Below are 14,009 nucleotides of genomic sequence, written 5' to 3'. Positions count from 1 at the left end.
GTGGGACAGCCCACCGCGCGGAAGCCTTCGGCCCCTTCCCTCCGCTCAGGAGGCGGAGGGGCGGGTCTTCTTCCCGTCGAGCCAGAGAGTGTCGGACTCGTCGCGGTGGCTGCCGGTCGTCCCGACGTGCTTCCCGTCGATCTTCGCGCCGTTCTTGAAGACGTGCACCAGCGCCATACCGTGACCGCGGCCCAGACCGTACTCCTCCTTGAGCCACTCCAGGATCGGGCCCGCCTTCTGACCCGGACCCTCGAAACCACGCTCCTGCGCCAGCGCGATGAACTGGCGCGGCGTCAGGCCGGTCTTGTCCTCAATCGTGTCCAGATACGCCTGAAACGACATCTGATCTCTCCGTACTTCTGCTCCATCGGACGTTCGGGGGACAGACCACACCCCGCCCCGGCCAAGGATGTCCGAGAAACGCCCTCCCCGCATCTTCCTGATCGCGCAGAAGCGAGAAGGGACAGCCGGCCGGACCGGATAGGGCGCGGGTTCGACGTTCGCCCGGGCCGGCCCAGCCGACGGGGCGGTGGACTCACCCCGTGGTGAAGCCGGTCTGCACGGGAGGGTGACCGAATCCCGGGCCGCGGCAGCGGACCACCTTCGCACGCTGGGAGTTGGTCCATGTCCCGCGTCCCCCACACGATTGGTCGTCGTCGGCCGACCAACGACTGAACGGGGAGACACCCGATGCCGCACATCACGCTGAGCAGCAGCCTGCCGGGCATCAGTGGTCTGATGGCCCAACGCCAGGACACCGCCGGCCCGCTCAACCAGCTCGCCGACGTCCTGTTGCGTGGTCCCTCCCCGCTCTCCCGCGGTCACCGCGAGCTCATCGCCGCATACGTCTCCGAACTCAACGAGACGCGTTTCTGCTCCGACAGCCACAGCGCGTTCGCGGCGGCACAGCTCGAGGGGGGCGCGAGCCTGGTCGCCGCGGTCCTGCGCGATCCGGAGACCGCGCCCATCCCGGGCAGGCTGCGGGCGCTGCTGCGCATCGCGGCGGAGGTTCACGCAGCCGCGCGGCCGGTTTCCGGAAAGGCGGTGGCCGCCGCGCGAGCCGAGGGCGCCGACGACGCCGAGATACACGACACGGTCCTGATCGCCGCCGCGTTCTGCATGTACAACCGCTACGTCAACGGTCTCGACACGGAGCTGCCGGCGAGCCGCGACTACTACGCCGAGGCGGCACGGCGGATCGTCGCCCACGGCTACGGCAGCACGCGCTGATGGCGAGGATGGTTCTGCTCTCCATCTGGAGGGGGCTGGTGCTCACCGGATCCGCACGGCGGACGATTCCCCCCTCCGACATCCCGGAAGCGAGGATGTTCAAGCGTCGCCGACTCGGTCGGCCCCCGGCATCACACCCCGAGCGGCTCGTGCCCGACGCGGCCGTCACATCTGCCGAAGCCGTCTTGCGGCGTCGGCTGGACCTCCACAGGAGGACGTCGTGACCACTGCACAGAAGACACGCCCGGTCCGATCCCGCGAGGAGACACCGAGCCTCCCATCCTGCGGCATCCGTCGGACCTCATTGTTCGTCACCGGAAACTTCCCACGCCGCCGTTGGGCGACCATCTTCGTCGGCGTCCTGGGCGGGCTCCTGCTTGCCTATGCCTGGAATCCGACGCTCGTCGACGACGACATCGGCTTCGGCACCGCGAACGCCATCCTCGGACACGACGCACACCGGACCCCGATCACGGGCGTCGTTGCCGGGATTCTCTTCTCCTTCGTCTCGGGGCTGGCAGGAACCTTCACAGCGTGCAACGTTGCCGTCTTCAGCGCGATCGGCCCGCTCGTCGGGCAGGCTTCGTCACAGCCCTCCAGATTCCTGCAGATCGTCAAGCCACTGGGCTGGATCTGTGCCGGGCTGGTTCCGGTGTCGGCGGCCTACGGTGCGCTGGTCGGGGCGGCGGGTACACACATGCCGCAGTTCGCGACGGCGGCGGGTACAGGCCTTTCGCCCCGCAGTGTCCAGTCGATGGTGACGTTCGGCCTTGTGGGGCTTGTCATGATCGTCCTCGGCCTCGCCGCGGCGGGGATCGTCAGGGATCCGCTGGCGGCAGTGTCCCGACGCTTCCCCAACGCCCCGCTGGTGCTTGTCGGAAGCCTGATAGGCGGTTTTCTGGTGGGGCGCCCTTATCCGCTCTTCCGCGACCTGTTCCGGCACGCGGCGACGTCCCACGATCCGCTGTACGGTGCAGGCGTGTTCGTCCTGCAGTCGGTCGGCAACATCGCCGTCATGGCGGTGCTGTTCGTGCTCTTCTCGTACCTTGCGGGCGGACGGTTCCAGCGCTGGCTCGCGGCGAAGCCGACCCGCGCGGCCGTGCTGACGGCCGTGGCGTTCCTGATCGCTGGAGTCTTCACCTGCGTCTACTGGGACGTGCGTCTCCTGGCCCGGGTCGGCTACCTCTGGTTCCCGCCCTCGCCCTGGAGCTGACCGGATCCGCTGTGGGATGGCCGGAACCCGGCCGTCCCACAGCCTCGCCCGCGCCCTGGCCCGCGAGACCCGCGAGCGATTGCGGTGCCGCAACGGGCAGGGCGAGGACGGTGGCTGAACGTCGGATTGCAGGGGGCCGTGGTCGTGGGCGAGAGCGAGCCAGGGCCGGCGGATCGTCAGCGCGGGGAAGGCCGACGGCGGGCTGCGCCACCGGTCCGGGCGGCTCGCCGATGCGGCGCAGCGCCTCGGTGAGGGCGGCGTCCCAGTCGCCTTCGAAGCACAGGCCGCGGTCGTCGATGTACGGCCGGGAGAGCTTCGTGGAGATCCGCCGGGCGAAGTCTCTGGAGTCGGCGGACATCCGCGGTATGGACGGCACCCGCTTCGTCAAGGTGTCCTCCCAGCCGTGCTGGACGATCGTCGAGATGACCGGCCGCAGGCCCGCAGACGGCAAAATCGTCGGCTCCCCGGTACTCCTGCTCGCTGACGGCAGGGCCGGCCGCTACTGGCCCGGCCCGAAACTGAAGGACCTGCGGCCGGCGAGCGTGTGGGCGGTCAGCTGGAGCCGCTTACGCCCGACTCCCTCATCCTCCGCGCGGATGACGACTTCCTGCGGAAGGTGGAACACCACCTCGGCCACGCCGTCGTGCACTACGAGCGCGGCTAACCGTCCTGCACGAGCCTTATCTAGGGTGAATCGCCGTTGTGGCAGGTCAGAGCTTGATCGCCGTGTCAGGCAAGTCAGGCAAGTCAGGCAAGTTGCTCGACGTCGGGTAGGGCGGCGAGCCGCCGACAGGGATCAGGCCGTCGAGGACGTCGACGACGAACTGGGGCGCGGGGCATCGCTTCGAACTCGTCTCGTGAGTCGTCGTTCAGCACCGTGTGCGTTTGAGGTGACGGATGCTCAGCGATAGCTGGGCCCGCCGGTCAGTCGATGCCTTCGATGATGCGGAAGTCGCGCTCGAAGCCGTCGGGGAGGGCCACCAGCGCCTTCTGGTATGCCTCGCTCTCGTATGCCGCGACGGCCTGTTCAAAGCTGTCGAACTCGATCAGAACGACGCGTTGCGTGATTCCGGCCTCGTGGGCGACGACTCGACCGTCACGGGACAGGGTCCGCCCGCCCGCAGCCCGGACAGCCGGACCGGCCAGCTTGTTGTAGGCAGTCAGCCTCTCAGGGTCGGAAATGGCGGGGTAGACACTGACCCAGTAGCCCTTGGCCATGGAAACCTCCTGTGTTCGGCCGGACACGTCTGACTTCGAATTGACACTCAGATCGATCGATCCCGGCATGCGCAGGTTAGGGCTTGATGTGCGGTCGAGGGAAAGACCGGTACGGGATAGGCTCAGAACGGATCGTTATCAATCGGCAGGGAGAGCACGTGGCGCCGGATACGGTGAGCCTGCGGTACTTCCTGGTGCTGGCGCAGGAGTTGAACTTCACCCGCGCGGCCGCACGGATCGGTATCGCACAGCCCGCACTCAGCGCCCGGATGCGCCGATTGGAGGCGGAACTCGGTACGGCCCTGCTGGTCCGCAACACGCGTAACGTCGTGTTGACCACGGCCGGTGCGGCTTTGGCGGAGTCCGCGCCGCCCGCGCTGGCGGCGCTGGACCGGGCATGGGACACCGCCCGGAGCGCGGCGGCCGGTGAACTGGGCACGCTGCGCATCGGATACAGCCTCAGCACCGGGGCCGAGACGGCACCGGCCCTGGTGGACAGGCTGATTCGCGGCAACAGCGGACTCGAGGTCGGCGCGGTCCCGATGGCGACACCGGAGATCTCCCCCGCAGTCGCCGACGGCCGCATCGATGCCGGGATCACCCGCGGTGAACAACCGGGCCGTGGCGTGCGCCGGTTCCTGCTGCGGCGTGCGCGCATCGGGGTCCAGCTGGCGCAGCACCATCCGCTGGCCGAACACCCGGAGATCGAGATCGCCGACGCGGCCGCGTATCCGCTGCGACTCCCGGACCGTGCGACCAACCCCGTGATCCACGATCAGCTGTCCGCACTGTTCCGAGACACCCGACCACACCCCCGATTCCACACGCCCGCAGTCTCTTTCGACATGTCTCAGCGCGACCTGCGCGACGGGGTCACCCTCGCCCCGGCCGGAGAAGCCGCGGCCACGGCACAACCGGCCGGTCTCACCTGGCGACCGCTGCGGGGCGCGCCCAGCCTGACGTTCCACCTGGTCCTCCCACGCGAGCAGTCGCCACTACACCGCCGCATCCGTGCCGTCGCCAAAACCCTGGCGCACGAGCTGCACTGGCTGCGGTACTGACGCGCAAGAGGTCAAGCGAGACGGACGCCCGCGGTGGCGAGGCCGAAGACCCTGCGCCCGGCGGACTTCGCGGGGACGACGACGGCGGTCTTGCTGAATGTCCGACACGACCTCGCTACGCCGGCGGATCGGCGTCCGAAAGCCTGAGCACGAACGCGCCTTCGAGGTACCTGCCGAGCGGCTGTACCAAGCACTCCACCGGACCCGAGCCGACTGGGCTGCCGACTGCGCGCGATGGCACCGAGACCACGAGGCACTCGGCCCACTGGCTCCCGGTGAGGGCCAGATAGCGCAGGTCGGGGAACTCGGCAAGCGCGGTCAGGTCCCGGACGACGGCCCGGGAGAGGTCCAGGCCGCGCAGGTTCGGGACGGTGCGCAGTGGGGTGATGTCGATCGGGACGGTTGTGGCGAGGTCGAGGGAGCTCAGGTACCGGTGGCCGTCGAGCGGTGCGAGGTCGCCGCCGTGAAGGGTGACTCCCAGGGACTCGATGGGCAGGGCCTGGATAGGGGCCAGGTCCGTGATGATGGAGCGGCTGAGGTGGAGTCGCCGCAGGTTGAGAGCGGCGGTGAGCGGGGTGAGCCGCCCTGGCCCGGGTGGCGGGCCGGATTCAGCCGAGCGGGATGACGCCTTTACCTGCGGTGGCCTGTTCCCAGGTGGGAGCGGTTCACAGACAGGCTGTGTTACCTGTAGGGCAGGCGGCCAGGCCGGCCTCCACGGCGGCGTCCATCGTGGCGGCCAGGGCGGGCAGCTCGCGCTCCAGCTCGCCGAGCACCGTGCGGGGCATCGCCGCGGCCAGCGCGCAGACCGCGACCAACGCGATCCGCTCGCCCATCACCAGCTCCGGGAGCGCCTGGGCGTACGGGCTGCCGGTGACGACGTCGGCGGCCAGGTCATACGCCAGCTCCTCGGCCGGCTGCCCGTCGCCGCCCGGGATGACCTCCCGGCCGGCGGCCCGCTCGATGGCGTCGGCGGCCCGCCCCAGCACCGCGCGGTTCCGCTCCTCCGCCTGCCGGGCCGCGAGCTGGCGCACCCACCCAACCGGCCGCCACGCGGCCCGGAGCCCGCCGTTTCACCCCGAGGCGAAACGCGGCCCGACTCCAACGCGGCCACGATGGTCACCGAGGCGAAACCCACCGCCCCGCCCCACGACCGGGCAGCGGCACCCGGCACCGAACCGCCCGCCGCTACGCCCCGGGGAGAAACTCCGGCGCCCGCGGCACCGGTCCCGAATGGTCGGCAGGCTTGCCCGGCAGCCCCCGAACCCCCCGAGGGGAAACGCCGCCCGCCGCCACGGACCCAGCCTCGGCGCCCGTTGCGCCCCGGGGAGAAGCATCCGCTGCTCCGGCAGGCGGGGGCGGGCTGCGTGAGTTGGTGGACCGCCGTCTGGTCCAGCAGAGTGTCCCGGCCCCGGCCCCGGCCCCGGCCCCGGCCCCGGCCCCGGCCCCGGCCGCGCCCGCCGTGTCGAAGCCCGCAGAGGTCACGGTCCCGGCGGACCCGATGATGCGCCGGCTGCCGGACACCGACGTCTCCGTCGCCCTGGACCCGCGCGTGTTCGGTGACTGGTGGTCGCTGGCCGGATGGACCGTCAACCCGGACGTGTACCTCGTCCTCGGCGAGGGCCACCAGATCGGCTGGGTCGAGCGCGGCCTGCCCGGCCTCGGCCACGACGGCACGTGGGTGGCGGTGTACGAGGGCTACTTCATCGGCGACCAGGCCACCCAGGAAGCGATGCTGCACAGCACCCCCGAGCAGGCCGCCCGCACTGTCCAGCTCGCCTACCTGCAGAACCCCTGACTGGTCCTGCGAGGCGCATCTGTGGGCTGGGCACCCGGACTTGCTCCGGTCGCTGCGGATACCTTGGCGGATGCCTTGATGCCGCAGGTCAGCGGGCTGTGTCCGGTGGCCCGAGAGGCGCCTGCGGTGAGGCCGTCAAGGTTTCCACCGGATACCTTGACGGCCTTGCGACGCGGGAACTTGATAGCCACCTGGACGGAGACCAGGCGGCGGTGGGCACTGGACCCGACCGTCCGCGTGTTGAACGAACGGCGGTCACCATCGAGGTGAGCTGGGCCTGCTACGACCGCTCGGGCGCCGCGTTCCAGCGCCCCCGCGTGTTCTACTTCCTCGCTCGCACGCCGGACGGCTGGCGGATCACCACCTCGGCGGTCCTGGCCGACTGAGCTGGCCGTCTTCGTCCTGCGGCCCGAGGCGCGTGCGTGGTGGGTTTGGCCACCGCGCACGCTGTCGCCTTGGCCGTTGGCGCCGACGACGAAGAAGGCCGCAAGGCTCTGCTCGGCCCACACCGCCGGCAGCTGGGGCAGCTGCCCGGTGGCGGAGCTGCGCACCGTCCAGGCGACGCCCTGCTGGGCGACCCCGAGCAGGGCGACGCGGTCCGGTGCTCCGACTACGCCGCCGAGCAGTTGAAGGCCATCGGGGTGCGTGCGGCCGGGCGTGGGGAGGCCGTGCCCGACGTGGAGACCCTGCTGGACGTCGTCGTCGCCCCCCTGATGTACCGGATCCTGTTCCGCCCCTCGGATCTGTCCGCGGCCTACGCCGGCCATCTGGTGGCGGCGGCGCTCGGCCGCACCACACCCCCTCCCATCACCTAAAAGCTAAATATTTGCGTTCCGGGGGTGCGCGGGCCTAGAGTGCTTAATGCAAAGCATTCGCCTTAAGGCTCGGAGGTGCTTCCATGACCAGCGTCACAGCCCTGCCGTCCCGCCCCCGCCGCCTGCCCGTGCTGAGCCGCCACGGTGCCTTCCGGCTCCACGCCTCGGTCCTGGTCGGCCTGCTGGCCGCCTCCAGCGCGCCGACCCCGCTCTACGCGCTCTACCAGGCCGCATGGCACTTCTCGGCCATGACGCTGACCGTCGTGTTCAGTGCCTACGCGCTCGCCCTGCTGGTGGCACTGCTGACCGCGGGCACGCTCTCGGACCACCTGGGCCGGCGTCCGGTCCTCGCCGGGGCGCTGCTGGCGGAAGGCGTCGCGATGGCCGTCTTCGCCACCGCCCAGGGGGTGCCGGCGCTGATCGCCGCCCGGATCCTGCAGGGCCTGCGGCCGGCTGCTCGACGCCCTGGCGGACACCGACGCGTTGCTCCTGGGCTCCCACTTCCCGCAGCCCACGGCCGGCACCGTCCGCCCGGGGGAACGGCCGCTACCGGCTGTTCGCCGAGCCGGGGAGGGAGATCCCGGCCGCCGCGGCCTGATCACGCGGCCGGTGCCGCCCGGCCGCCCCGCGCGGGCCGCCGAGCAGCTGCGGCGCCTGCAGCTACCTAAAGCAAATCCCTGACCTTTACGGCCTCGGTCACTCCGCCACTCCAACCTCGACCGAGAAGGAGAACATCCATGTCCACCGTCGCACTCACACCACCGGAGGCCGCCCGCTGGGCCGCCCGCGCCGGACTTGTGCTGCCCGCCGAGCGCCACGCCGCGGTCGCCGCGGTTGCCAACCACATCCACGGCGTCGTCGCGGTCCTGCGCGAGCTGGACTTCGCGGACGTCCCGCCCGCCGCCGCCTACCGCGCCGGAGAGGAGAAGCACGATGCGGCCGTATGAGCTGTCCCTTGCCGCCGCCGCGGACGCGATACGTGCCCGGCGACTGTCCCCCGTCGAACTGGTCGACTCCGTCCTCGAACGCATCGAGAAAGTGGAACCGCACCTCGGCGCCTACGTCACAGTCACCGCGGAGCAGGCACGCCGGGCGGCAAGCGAGGCCGAACACGAAGTGGCGCACGGCCGTTACCGGGGACCGCTGCACGGCATCCCGATGGGCCTCAAGGACCTGATCGACGTCGGCGGGATGGCCACCACGGCCAGCTCTCGGGTCCGCGCCGACCATCGCGCGACGGCAGACAGCACGGTCACCGCGCGCCTGAGCGCAGCCGGCGCCATCCTGCTCGGCAAGACCCACACCCACGAATTCGCGTTCGGCCTGACCACCCCGCAGACCCGCAACGCCTGGGACCACGGCCGGGTCGCCGGCGGATCCAGCGGCGGCTCCGCTGTCGCCGTCGCATCGGGCACCGCGACCTTCGCCCTGGGCACCGACACCGGCGGGTCGATCCGGGTGCCCGCCGCGCTCAACGGGGTCGTCGGCCTCAAACCGACCTACGGTCTCGTCCCCCGCCACGGCGTCACCTCCCTGTCCTGGTCGCTGGACCACGTCGGTCCGCTCACCCGCACCGTCGAGGACGCCGGCCTGGTCCTGACCGCGCTGGCCGGACACGATCCGCGCGACCCCGCCTCGCTGTCCGTGCCCGCCACGGATTATTGGCCCGGTGCCGGCACGGACCTGACGGGGCTGCGCATCGGCCTGCCGCGCACCTACTACTTCGACCACGTCCACCCGCAGGTGGAGGCCGTTGTCCGGCACGCCGTCGGGCAGCTGGAAGCCCTGGGCGCACGGCTCGTCGAGGTCGACATCCCGATGACCCGCTACATCCAGGCCACCCAGTGGGGCCTGATGGTGCCGGAGGCCGGGGCCTACCACGAGGGCAGTCTGCGCACGGTCCCCGAGCTGTACCAGGAGGACGTCCGCATCCTCCTGGAGGCAAGCGAGTTGATGAGCGCCGGGGACTACGTACGTGCGCAACGCGCCCGCACGCTCATGCGCGCCGAGTGGGCCCGGCTGCTGGATCAGGTCGACGTGATCGCCGCCCCGAGCGTCCCGATGCCCGCGGTCGGCGCCGACGAGGCGACGGTCAGCTGGCCCGACGGCACGGTCGAGGGCGTCTCCGACGCCTATGTACGCCTCTGCGCCCCCGCCAACATCACCGGGGTGCCCGCCCTGACCGTTCCGGTCGGCCACGACTCGGCGGGCCTGCCGATCGGCATGCAGTTGCTCGGCCGTCCCCTCGGCGAGCCCACGCTCCTGCGGGTCGGCCACGCCTACGAGCAGACGCAGCCCGCCCGGGCACTCGCCACAGCCGCCTGAGCGAGCGCCCCGGGCGGCGGGTTCTCGCCGGTCTTGCTATCCGGGGCGGGGAGTGCCCGCCAAAGGGTTCGGCTGCTGCCGGGCCTACGACGACGCCGCACCGGTCATCGCCACCACCCTGGAGCTCCTGCCGAGCACGGCCCGCTCGGGCCGGTGTGGTGGCGCTACGACCGCGCCGGACGGCACTCCCTGATCGAGGCGCTGGACGACCCGAACGCCCGAGCCTCCTACGACCAGCGCCAGACCGTCCGTGAGCGCGAGCGGCACAAGGCCCGCCGGGAGCTGATGGGCTCCCTGGCCTGCGTCGACTGCGCAGGCGTACCCGAGCAGGAGAGCTCCTGGGTGTACGGCGGCCGCTGCCGCCCTGCCGGCAGGGACGCGAGGAACGACTGCAACGGGAGGCCGAGGAGCGGCTGGACGCCGCCCGCACGGCGAACGCCGCGCTGCGCCCGTGCTGGACGTGCCGGGGCTCGATCGGCTGGTCCGGCCCCTTTTCGAGGTGCTGGGCCCGCAGGACGGTCAGGTAGGCATGGGCGGCCATGGCGAGGGTGATGTGCCGGTACCACCCCTGGTGGCGGCGGACCTGGTAGTCATCCAGACCGCACTGGCCCTTCGCGCTGCCGGCGAACGAGCGGACCGGGGCGGGAGCGTCCTGCTCTGCCTGGCGGATTCATTCCAGCAGCGTGCCGCCGCGTCGGTTGACCAGCAGGCCGCGGAAGCATCTGGCCAGGTCGCAGGCCCGGGCGATGTCCGGGCAGGCGATCCTGACGTCGAGCAGCTTCTCCACCTCCTGGTCCGTGAGTGTCTCGCGCGGGCGCATGATCCACGAGGTGAGGCGGCGCGGGCTGGGAATGTTGGCGCGGAGCGGCTCGGTCGTCCCCTCGCGGAGCGGCGCTTGCGTGCCGACGGCCCGGCTGCAGGGCTGCGGCCCGGACCTCGAAGTCGCCGACTCTCCCCAGGTGCTGACCGGCGTTCAGCTTCGACCGGATGAGCCAAGCGAGAAGGGAAAATCCGCCCTACGCACACGGCCGGTCACCAGGAGTACCGGTCGGCCGGGTCGGTTCGGGTGCCCCGGCGAACTGGCGCGCGAAGCATGGCCGGAGTCCGGTACCGTGCACGAAGGAGTGCCGGGAAGCCTGGTCGGCGAACAAGGGACAGCTGTGTCCGCGGGCCGGTCCGGGGGTGGTGTGCGTGGCGCTCGACGCAAGATCCGCCGGCACACCGTCGGCCCGGCCGCGGCTGCGGACCCGCCGCTCCTCACGCCGGCTCCGGCCCCCTCTTCAGAGGGCTTCAGCGAACTTCGGACAGATGCCGAGAACTGTGACACCGTCCGGCGTTCCGGCCGCCCGGTGCCGTCCGACCCCGGAAGGGGGCGGGGCGGCACGCCCCGGCGACGGCAACCCAGGCGTTCCGGCCACGCACCGGACCGGGGGGAGAACCGTCATGACCCACCGTCCCTCACCATGGACCCGCACCGGCGGCGCGCTGCTCGCCGCGGCGGCACTCGTCCCGGCCACGGTCGGCTGGTATGTGTTCGCTGTCCGGATGCCGGACGACGCCGAGCGGTTCCGCTTGTACTCGGTCGCCGTGACCTGCCCGGCCGGAAGCCCGGGCGCGGCGGTTGAGGAATGCGTGCGCATCGTGCCGTTCACTGTCAGCGGCACAGTCCTTCGGCACAAGGACCGCCTGGCAACGCTGGACGGCGCGCCGTTTTGGAGCGGCACGGTGCGGTTCGGCGACCCTGGGCCGCTGCTGGAGGACCTGAAGCCCGGCGACCGGGTGGACGGCACGGTGTGGCGCGGCCAGGTGATGGGCCTGGAGCGGGCCGGCGTCGCGCAGGCCTCCGTCGACGAGCCCCGCGACGAGGCACAACTCATCGCCGGGCTGGGCACAGCCGTCGCGCTGCTGGCGGTGCTCGCCGCCGCCTTGGGCGCACTACTGTTCATCGGCCGTCCCGCCACGTTCGCCCTCGCCCGGTCGCTCTTCTTCTGGACGCTGTTCTCCTGCGTCATGCCCGCGGTGCTCGCGTTCTGGGTCGGCCTGCCGTGGTGGACGGTGCCAGCCGCGGCCGTCCCGACTGCGCTGTTCGCGGCGGAGGCGGTGCGGCGCCTGAAAGCAGGGAAAGTCCCAGGGGAACCGCAGGGGTTCGCGGCCGGCCATCTGCCTGCTTGACCTCCCGGTAGTCGACGCGGTTGCCGTCGACTGCCCGCGGCGGCCCGTGCCGACGCCCGAGGCCGCCCCGGCCCCCGAGGGGGGACGGGGCGCCCCGGCGGCGTCTCTGCGGTCGCCGACGCCCCTGGCCTGCGCGACCAGGCGATCACCGAGAACGGCCTGGACGATCGGCTGCTCGTCCAGGAGCCCGAAGACCTCGTCGGCCACCTCCGCATGGGCCTGATCGACTGGCCCTGGTAGAGCGGTAGTCGGATGCGGCCACCGCCGCCAGGCCGAGCAGGACGCTCCCACCCCGGTCCGCTCGTTCGCCGGCTTCCTCCGCCACGACCTCGACGCCGTGACCGCCGGCCTCACCCTCGAATGGAGTTCCGGCAAGATCGAAGGAAACGTGAGCCGGATCAAAACGCTCAAGCGCGCCATGTACGGCCGGGCCTCGTTCCGGCTCCTCCGGATCCGCATCCTCACCCGAGCATGACCTTCACTGAACTCCGGCCAGAGCCATCTCGGCGTGTCCGTTGACAGCCTCACCCGAGAACGTCGTCCAGCAACGCCCGAAGGCCGCCATCCCACAGTGAGGTGGCGGCCTCCAGTGCCTTCTCGGGGCCGCCGTAGCGTAGCGCGTGCCTCGGACAACGGCCCCGGTGCGGCCTCCAGGAGGACGGGTGCATCGGCGAGGCTGTGGGGGCGGTGCCCGCTCGCGGCTTCGCAAGTCTTCCGCTGCACCTCGGCGCTGCTCAGAACCTCTGCGACGGCGACGGCCTCCGGGTAGGTGACCGCCTCGCGCAACAGGAGGCGCCACCACTGCCTATCCGCCCCGGCAGGCGCGATCTCCTGCGTTCGACGCGGCCAGATTTCCTCCGCTGGCCACGGCTGTGCCCACCAGGAGGTCACGATCGCCTGCGCGAGGGCGAAGATCTCCCCAGCACGCCCGTTACGGTGCACGAATCCGAGGTGACGCTTGCAGGCGGCAACCAGCTCCGGCTGCTCCGACACATCAACCTGCGCGACCGGTACGAGCGCACCGTCCACCCAGTGGGAGCCGAGCAACCACACCCGATGGCGGACACAGATTCGGTCCTGGGGCGCCAGGTAGACCCGGGCGGTTGTGGTTCGGCCGGTGCGTGCGGCCACGCACCGCGGGCAGCCCGGGCCGACGGGTGGCAAGACCTGCCCGAAACGGAACCGCCCCGCCGGCCCCGCCCCGTCGGAGCGGGCCGGCTCCTCCTGCTCCCACGCGGGCAACGCACGGCGCAGATGCTCCTGCGGCACGCCACAGAACGCGGCCACCCGGGTGCGAGCCGCCGAGTTCAGGTACACCTCGCCGTCCGGCCGGTAGTCCTTGAAGAGCGTGTGGCGCTCACCGCGGCTGACCAGCGGCGGCAGAAGATCTCTGACATCCAGGTGGTAGCGCTCCGCCACCCGGCCGAGGTACGACAACGTGGTCTCACCGGGTAACGGAGCCAGGCGGACCACCCCCGGCCGCCCTTCCGCAGCGGCGTGTACCTGATCCGGTGTCATTTCACACCCCCGGGAGAAACGAAACGGCGCCCGGCCGGTCGCCTGGCGAGGAGCCCGGCGACTGGAGCGGCCGCACCCACGCCGACTTCAGCCACCGGTGCTCTGCGGACGGTGGCTTCGGCGAGGTCGTGCCCGTTGTTCGGCGGCGGTGTCGAGTTCGATCTCGGCCAGGAGTTTCTTGGTGACCCGCTCGCTACCGTCGTAGAGCGCCGCGATCGCGGCCTCGCGGACCAGGTGGGAGAGGCTGCCGATCCTGCCGCCCGTGCGGGCGTGGAGGTAGACGGCGTGCCGCGGCAGCGTGCCCGCCACATGCCGGCGCAGCCGCAGCGCCCGGTCCATGCCATCCAACAGGTCGTGCCACACGGCCTTCTCGCTGGTGGTCGCGTAGGCCAGGGGCGGGCTGCGAAGGATCTTGAACCGCCCGGCGAGCTGCGCCCCGCGAACCCCGCTCAGCAGGGGAGAGGTCTCGACGTCGACGCCGGAGTAGACGAACGTCGCGGGAATCCGCTCGCCGAGGTATTTCAGCTGGTCGGAGGTCTCCGCGCCGACCCGGCTGCGCGTGTCCATCAGGTGCACGTCGTCGACCAGCACCAGCTGGGTGCCCAGGTCGCACAGCAGCTCGCACACCGCGTTGGTGATCTGGATCTGGTTCATACGCTCGG

At 71.3% G+C, this 14,009-nt stretch carries 15 protein-coding genes and 4 pseudogenes; 12 read left to right on the top strand and 7 right to left on the bottom strand.

The window, feature by feature from the left end:
* Positions 1-45: 45 nt before the first annotated feature.
* Positions 46-342: a DUF4287 domain-containing protein gene (locus ACH4E7_RS30610; protein ID WP_396252381.1), complete on the bottom strand. Its 297-nt coding sequence runs from the start codon at positions 340-342 to the stop codon at positions 46-48.
* Positions 343-690: 348 nt separating this feature from the next.
* Between ACH4E7_RS30610 and ACH4E7_RS30605 the strand changes: the two genes are divergently transcribed.
* Genes ACH4E7_RS30605 through ACH4E7_RS30595 form a run of 3 tightly spaced genes read left to right on the top strand, consistent with a single transcriptional unit; the run spans position 691 to position 2,443 of the window.
* Positions 691-1,230, top strand: coding sequence for a carboxymuconolactone decarboxylase family protein (locus ACH4E7_RS30605; protein ID WP_396252380.1), 540 nt, complete (start codon positions 691-693; stop codon positions 1,228-1,230).
* Positions 1,230-1,454, top strand: a complete 225-nt coding sequence (locus tag ACH4E7_RS30600; RefSeq protein ID WP_396252379.1) for a DUF6059 family protein — start codon at positions 1,230-1,232, stop codon at positions 1,452-1,454. The genes ACH4E7_RS30605 and ACH4E7_RS30600 overlap by 1 nt, the downstream gene beginning before the upstream one ends.
* Entirely contained in the window at positions 1,451-2,443 is a 993-nt protein-coding gene (locus ACH4E7_RS30595) for a hypothetical protein (RefSeq protein WP_396252378.1), read from the top strand. The genes ACH4E7_RS30600 and ACH4E7_RS30595 overlap by 4 nt, the downstream gene beginning before the upstream one ends.
* 924 nt (positions 2,444-3,367) lie before the next feature.
* Here ACH4E7_RS30595 and ACH4E7_RS30590 read toward each other — a convergent pair.
* The gene (locus tag ACH4E7_RS30590; RefSeq protein ID WP_351248590.1) at positions 3,368-3,661 is read right to left on the bottom strand and encodes a DUF1330 domain-containing protein; all 294 of its coding nucleotides are present in this window, start codon (positions 3,659-3,661) and stop codon (positions 3,368-3,370) included.
* A gap of 158 nt (positions 3,662-3,819) precedes the next feature.
* Between ACH4E7_RS30590 and ACH4E7_RS30585 the strand changes: the two genes are divergently transcribed.
* Complete coding sequence (locus ACH4E7_RS30585; RefSeq protein ID WP_396252493.1) at positions 3,820-4,722, top strand: LysR family transcriptional regulator; 903 nt, start codon at positions 3,820-3,822, stop codon at positions 4,720-4,722.
* A gap of 665 nt (positions 4,723-5,387) precedes the next feature.
* Here ACH4E7_RS30585 and ACH4E7_RS30580 read toward each other — a convergent pair.
* On the bottom strand, positions 5,388-5,753 hold the full coding sequence (locus ACH4E7_RS30580) for a hypothetical protein (RefSeq protein WP_396252377.1): 366 nt from the start codon (positions 5,751-5,753) through the stop codon (positions 5,388-5,390).
* A gap of 341 nt (positions 5,754-6,094) precedes the next feature.
* Here ACH4E7_RS30580 and ACH4E7_RS30575 point away from each other — a divergent pair, with 341 nt between their 5' ends.
* The 6 genes from ACH4E7_RS30575 to ACH4E7_RS30550 all read left to right on the top strand — a co-directional run bounded on the left by ACH4E7_RS30575 (position 6,095) and on the right by ACH4E7_RS30550 (position 9,657).
* Entirely contained in the window at positions 6,095-6,517 is a 423-nt protein-coding gene (locus ACH4E7_RS30575) for a hypothetical protein (RefSeq protein ID WP_396252376.1), read from the top strand.
* A gap of 212 nt (positions 6,518-6,729) precedes the next feature.
* Positions 6,730-6,903 carry a hypothetical protein gene (locus ACH4E7_RS30570; RefSeq protein WP_396252375.1) on the top strand — a complete coding sequence of 58 codons (174 nt, stop codon included), beginning with the start codon at positions 6,730-6,732 and terminating at the stop codon, positions 6,901-6,903.
* Between the two features lie 69 nt (positions 6,904-6,972).
* Entirely contained in the window at positions 6,973-7,332 is a 360-nt protein-coding gene (locus ACH4E7_RS30565) for a TetR-like C-terminal domain-containing protein (protein ID WP_396252374.1), read from the top strand.
* Positions 7,333-7,415: 83 nt separating this feature from the next.
* Positions 7,416-8,000, top strand: coding sequence for an MFS transporter (locus tag ACH4E7_RS30560; protein ID WP_396252373.1), 585 nt, complete (start codon positions 7,416-7,418; stop codon positions 7,998-8,000).
* Positions 8,001-8,069: 69 nt separating this feature from the next.
* Positions 8,070-8,279: a hypothetical protein gene (locus ACH4E7_RS30555; RefSeq protein ID WP_396252372.1), complete on the top strand. Its 210-nt coding sequence runs from the start codon at positions 8,070-8,072 to the stop codon at positions 8,277-8,279.
* Complete coding sequence (locus ACH4E7_RS30550) at positions 8,266-9,657, top strand: amidase (protein WP_396252371.1); 1,392 nt, start codon at positions 8,266-8,268, stop codon at positions 9,655-9,657. The genes ACH4E7_RS30555 and ACH4E7_RS30550 overlap by 14 nt, the downstream gene beginning before the upstream one ends.
* Positions 9,658-10,144: 487 nt before the next feature.
* Here the strand turns inward: ACH4E7_RS30550 and ACH4E7_RS30545 are convergent.
* Both ACH4E7_RS30545 and ACH4E7_RS30540 read right to left on the bottom strand, forming a co-directional pair.
* A pseudogene (locus ACH4E7_RS30545) lies at positions 10,145-10,273 on the bottom strand (IS701 family transposase); the annotation flags it as partial.
* Between the two features lie 54 nt (positions 10,274-10,327).
* Positions 10,328-10,477: a hypothetical protein gene (locus ACH4E7_RS30540; protein ID WP_396252370.1), complete on the bottom strand. Its 150-nt coding sequence runs from the start codon at positions 10,475-10,477 to the stop codon at positions 10,328-10,330.
* 623 nt (positions 10,478-11,100) lie between these two features.
* Between ACH4E7_RS30540 and ACH4E7_RS30535 the strand changes: the two genes are divergently transcribed.
* Both ACH4E7_RS30535 and ACH4E7_RS30530 read left to right on the top strand, forming a co-directional pair.
* Complete coding sequence (locus tag ACH4E7_RS30535; RefSeq protein WP_396252369.1) at positions 11,101-11,829, top strand: hypothetical protein; 729 nt, start codon at positions 11,101-11,103, stop codon at positions 11,827-11,829.
* A gap of 280 nt (positions 11,830-12,109) precedes the next feature.
* Positions 12,110-12,304: pseudogene (locus tag ACH4E7_RS30530) on the top strand (transposase); the annotation flags it as partial.
* A 584-nt stretch (positions 12,305-12,888) separates the two neighbouring features.
* Here the strand turns inward: ACH4E7_RS30530 and ACH4E7_RS30525 are convergent.
* Positions 12,889-13,347: pseudogene (locus ACH4E7_RS30525) on the bottom strand (TniQ family protein); the annotation flags it as partial.
* A gap of 87 nt (positions 13,348-13,434) precedes the next feature.
* Positions 13,435-14,009: pseudogene (locus ACH4E7_RS30520) on the bottom strand (ATP/GTP-binding protein); the annotation flags it as partial.

The sequence above is a fragment of the Kitasatospora sp. NPDC018058 genome, assembly GCF_044327205.1.
GTDB lineage: Bacteria > Actinomycetota > Actinomycetes > Streptomycetales > Streptomycetaceae > Kitasatospora.
The sequence above is the reverse complement of the archived record's forward strand: the minus strand, read 5'-3'. Positions and strand labels throughout refer to the sequence as shown.

Coding starts and splice junctions, on each gene's coding strand:
- ACH4E7_RS30610 (WP_396252381.1), bottom strand. CDS start 342: ATGTCGTTTCAGGCGTATCTGGACACGATTGAGGACAAGACCGGCCTG.
- ACH4E7_RS30605 (WP_396252380.1), top strand. CDS start 691: ATGCCGCACATCACGCTGAGCAGCAGCCTGCCGGGCATCAGTGGTCTG.
- ACH4E7_RS30600 (WP_396252379.1), top strand. CDS start 1,230: ATGGCGAGGATGGTTCTGCTCTCCATCTGGAGGGGGCTGGTGCTCACC.
- ACH4E7_RS30590 (WP_351248590.1), bottom strand. CDS start 3,661: ATGGCCAAGGGCTACTGGGTCAGTGTCTACCCCGCCATTTCCGACCCT.
- ACH4E7_RS30560 (WP_396252373.1), top strand. CDS start 7,416: ATGACCAGCGTCACAGCCCTGCCGTCCCGCCCCCGCCGCCTGCCCGTG.
- ACH4E7_RS30555 (WP_396252372.1), top strand. CDS start 8,070: ATGTCCACCGTCGCACTCACACCACCGGAGGCCGCCCGCTGGGCCGCC.
- ACH4E7_RS30550 (WP_396252371.1), top strand. CDS start 8,266: ATGCGGCCGTATGAGCTGTCCCTTGCCGCCGCCGCGGACGCGATACGT.
- ACH4E7_RS30540 (WP_396252370.1), bottom strand. CDS start 10,477: ATGCGCCCGCGCGAGACACTCACGGACCAGGAGGTGGAGAAGCTGCTC.
- ACH4E7_RS30535 (WP_396252369.1), top strand. CDS start 11,101: ATGACCCACCGTCCCTCACCATGGACCCGCACCGGCGGCGCGCTGCTC.